Origin of the sequence: Pseudoxanthobacter sp., from assembly GCF_036822375.1 — a bacterium.
Taxonomy (GTDB): domain Bacteria; phylum Pseudomonadota; class Alphaproteobacteria; order Rhizobiales; family Segnochrobactraceae; genus Pseudoxanthobacter.
The window spans coordinates 1-3,604 of record NZ_DAISHT010000286.1 but is presented as its reverse complement, the minus strand read 5'-3'; the positions used below and the strand labels follow the sequence as shown (position 1 = coordinate 3,604).

Genomic DNA, 3,604 nt, shown 5'->3' with positions numbered 1-3,604 from the left:
GCCGAGCCGGAGGTGATGGCGCGCACCCGCTGGGGGCTGGCCTGCAAGGATTTCATCCGTCTGCGCCTGACCGGCGAAGCCCTGACGGACCCGACCGACGCCAGCGGCGGCGGCCTGATGGACCTTGAGCGCGGGGCCTATTCTGCGGCTGTGCTGGCCGCGTTCGGTGTGCCGCAGATCGCGGCTGTTCTGCCACCGGTCATCGGCTCGTCTGCGGTTGGCGGCCGGGTTTCGGCCGCGGCGGCGCGCGAGACCGGGCTTGCCGAGGGGCTTCCGGTTGCCGGCGGCATGATGGATGTGGCCGCCTGCGCACTCGGCGCCGGCATCGTCGATGGCAGCCGGCTGGTGATGATTGCCGGCACATGGGCCATCAACGGCCTTGAGGTGCCGGGCACGCGGCCCGAGCGGCCGCCGATCCTCAACATGCTGCATCGCGACGGGGCGACGCGCCTCGTGGCGGAGGGCAGCCCGTCGTCGGCGGCCAATCTTGGCTGGTATCTGGAACGGGCCATGGGGCGCCGGCTTTCGCCGGCCGAGGCCACGGCAAAGATTGCCGGCAGCGAGGTGCTCGCCCGCCGCTGCCACTTCATGCCCTATGTGCACGGCCCGCAGCCGCGGCAGGGGGCGTTCGTGGGGCTGACGGCCACCGATGGCGAAGCCAGCATGATCCGCGCCATCTGCGAGGGGGTCGCCTTCCAGCATCGTCGCCACGCGGAGGAAATTCTGCCCCATGCCGGCGGCCGGTGGCCGGAGGCGATCCGCCTTGCCGGCGGGGCGGCGCGGTCGGCGCCGTGGGCGCAGATCTTCGCCGATGTCTGCCAGCGGCCGGTGGAGGTGGTGGAAGCCGGCGAGGTCGGTGCGCTGGGCGCGGCGATGTGCGCCTCGGTCGCCGGCGGGCTCCACGCCGATCTCGTCACGGCCGCGCGCGCCATGAGCCGCATCCGCCGGCGCCATGAGCCGGAAACCGCTTTCGGCGCCTTTTATGACGACCGCTATCGCCAGTTTCTGCAGCTCGATGCCGGACTGGTGGCGCTTGCGGCGGGCCTTGCCTGAAACGGGCAGGGCGCGCCGGCCGGCAGGGGAACCGTCCGACAAACAAGGCCGGCCCCTGAACTCAGGAACGACGACAAGAACAAAGTCTCTGGGAGTGAAACCATGACACTGAAGCAAGCCCTGCTCGGGGCGGTCTGCCTGCTCGCTCTTCCCTTCAGCGCCGCCGCCGCGGACGAACTGGCGGCCTGCAAGGGCAAGGTGCCCGTTCTCAACGTGATCGCGCAGGGCATGCCGGCGGTGACCGCGCTCGATTCCCAGCTCGGCGAATTCGACAAGAAGTGGGGCACCGAGGTGAAGATCACGCTGCTCGGCGAGAACGAGCGGCGTGCGAAAGCCCGCCTCGATGCCTCCACCGGCGCCGGTTCCTATCAGGTGCTCTATATCGACGAGGCCAATCTGGCAGAATATGTCGATGCCGGCTGGATTTATCCGCTGGCCGACGTGGTGCCGGCCACCTATGACCTGGCGGATTTCCGCGTCGATCTCGCCAATGTCGCCACCTCCGGCGGCAAGCTTTATTTCGCCCCGTTCGTCGGCGGCGGCGACGTGATGATGTATCGCAAGGACATTCTGGAGGCCAAGGGCATTCCGGCGCCCAAGACGCTCGACGATCTGGTGGCCGCGGTCAAGGCGACCAGCGATCCGGCGAACAAGGTCTATGGCTGGTCGGCACGCGGCCAGCGCGGTTCGGGCATGAACGTGTGGCGCTGGACGCCGTTCTTCCGCGCCGAGGGCGGGGAGTGGCTGAAGGACGGCCAGCCGGCCTTCAATTCCGAGGCCGGCGTCAAGGCGACCGATCTCTATATCGACCTCATGAAGTCCGGCCCGCCGGGTGTGGGCACCTTCAACTGGTCGGACTCGGTGGAAGCCTTCCGCGGCGGTCAGGTGGCGATCCTGATCGAATCCGACGTGTTCGGGCCGTGGATGGAAGACCCGAAGAAGTCGGCGGTCGCCGGCAAGGTCGGCTATGCCCCGCCGCCGGAGCCGCTGCCCTCGGCCGGCTGGGCCCATGGCTGGGCGGTTTCCAAAGTGGGCACCAAGGACGATTGCGCCCGCGTGGTGGCCGGAGACTTCGTCGGCTGGGCCACCTCCAAGGACATGGAGCAGAAGCGCCTCGCCGCCGGCATCGCCTCCGACATCGGCCGCACCTCCACCATGAAGAGCGAGGCCTACCGCAAGGCGGTGCCGAAGGACTATATCGACGCGCTGCTGGCCACCGGTCCGCGCACCAGCCTGCTCATCATGGCAAGCCCGGTGTGGCCGGAGATCGGCGACAATCTGGGCCTCAATCTGGAAGAGCTGTTCACCGGCTCCCGCAAGGACGTGCAGGGTGCGCTGGACGAGGCCGCCTTTGCCGCCGAGGACAGCCTGACCCACGTCAGGAAGAACTGATCCGTCGGCAACCGGTCCGCTGGATCCGCCGTGTCGCCCGCGCGTTGCGGGCGGTGCGCCGGTCTTCCGGGGCGCGGGCGTGTCGCTCCCGCCGGCGGGGCTCAGGCTCCAATGGATGGCACGTCCGCGAACCCGCCCGGCCCCGCGCGCCTTCGGCGGGGCCGGGCTTTTTCGCCCGCCGCCGGCCGGCCCGGCGGCCGTTCGTGCCGGGAAGCCTTTCCGTTCCCCCTTCTTCCGCCCTGCTGCCGGCGCTGTGCCGGCTCCAGGCTCATGCGCTCGCGAGGGCCTTTTCCATGACCCGAAAGCGGTTCGCCATCCTCACACTTGCGCCCGCCATGGCGGTGCTCGGCACGCTGGCCGTCGTTTCCACGGCCGGTGCGGTGTGGTTTTCGCTGATGAACCGGACGCTGCGTTCGCCGGATTACGAATTCGTCGGCCTTTACAATTACCTGCGCCTGTTCCGCGACCGCCGCTTCTTCAATGCGCTGCAGATTTCGGCACTCTGGGAAGTCATCACGGTGGCGGGCACTCTGGCCCTTGCCGTCGTGCTTGCGGTGCTCATCTACGAGACGGTGCGCAAGCCGCTGACGCGCAACCTGCTGTGTTTTGCCTTTCTCGCGCCGGTGCTGCTGCCGCGCGTGGCGGCGGCCTTCATCTGGCGTTTCCTCTACTCGCCGTCGCTGGGGCTGGTGAACTGGATTGCCGGTCTCTTCGGCATCGGCCCCATCGAGTTCCTTGCCGATCCCAACATCGCGCTGCTGTCGGTTGCGGTGGTCGACATCTGGCAGTGGGGTCTGTTCTTCTCCGTCATCCTGCTGAAGCTGCTGGAAACCCTGCCGCGCGAGCCGATCGAGGCGGCGATGCTGGACAATGCGAAGCCGTGGGAGATCCACGCCTACGTCACGCTGCCGATGCTGAAGGGGCCGCTGATCTCCCTCATGCTGGTCAAGGCCGTGGAATCGCTGCGCTCCTTCGATCTCATCTTCGTCATGACCGGCGGCGGGCCGGGCACGGCGACCGAGACCCTCGATCTCTATGCCTACCAGAGCGGCATCAATCTCGGCGGCCGCGTCTCCTATGCTTCGGCGATGTCGATCCTGCTGCTGATCGTGACGACCGTTGCCTTCACTCTCATCTGGCGTGCGGGGAAGAAATGGGC

The 3,604-nt window shown here is 68.2% G+C and carries 3 protein-coding genes; all 3 read left to right on the top strand.

The features are described 5' to 3' along the window. On the top strand, positions 1 to 1,053 hold a 1,053-nt coding region (locus V7067_RS16535; RefSeq protein WP_334176991.1), incomplete at its 5' end, for an FGGY-family carbohydrate kinase. A gap of 102 nt (positions 1,054 to 1,155) precedes the next feature. Continuing rightward, entirely contained in the window at positions 1,156 to 2,445 is a 1,290-nt protein-coding gene (locus V7067_RS16530; RefSeq protein ID WP_334176990.1) for a sugar ABC transporter substrate-binding protein, read from the top strand. Positions 2,446 to 2,738: 293 nt separating this feature from the next. Next, positions 2,739 to 3,604 (top strand): sugar ABC transporter permease (locus tag V7067_RS16525; RefSeq protein ID WP_334176989.1); only part of this gene is annotated, 866 nt, incomplete at its 3' end.

Bases quoted from the DNA above. Each gene is read 5' to 3' on its own strand.
- V7067_RS16530 (WP_334176990.1), top strand. From the start codon at position 1,156: ATGACACTGAAGCAAGCCCTGCTCGGGGCGGTCTGCCTGCTCGCTCTT.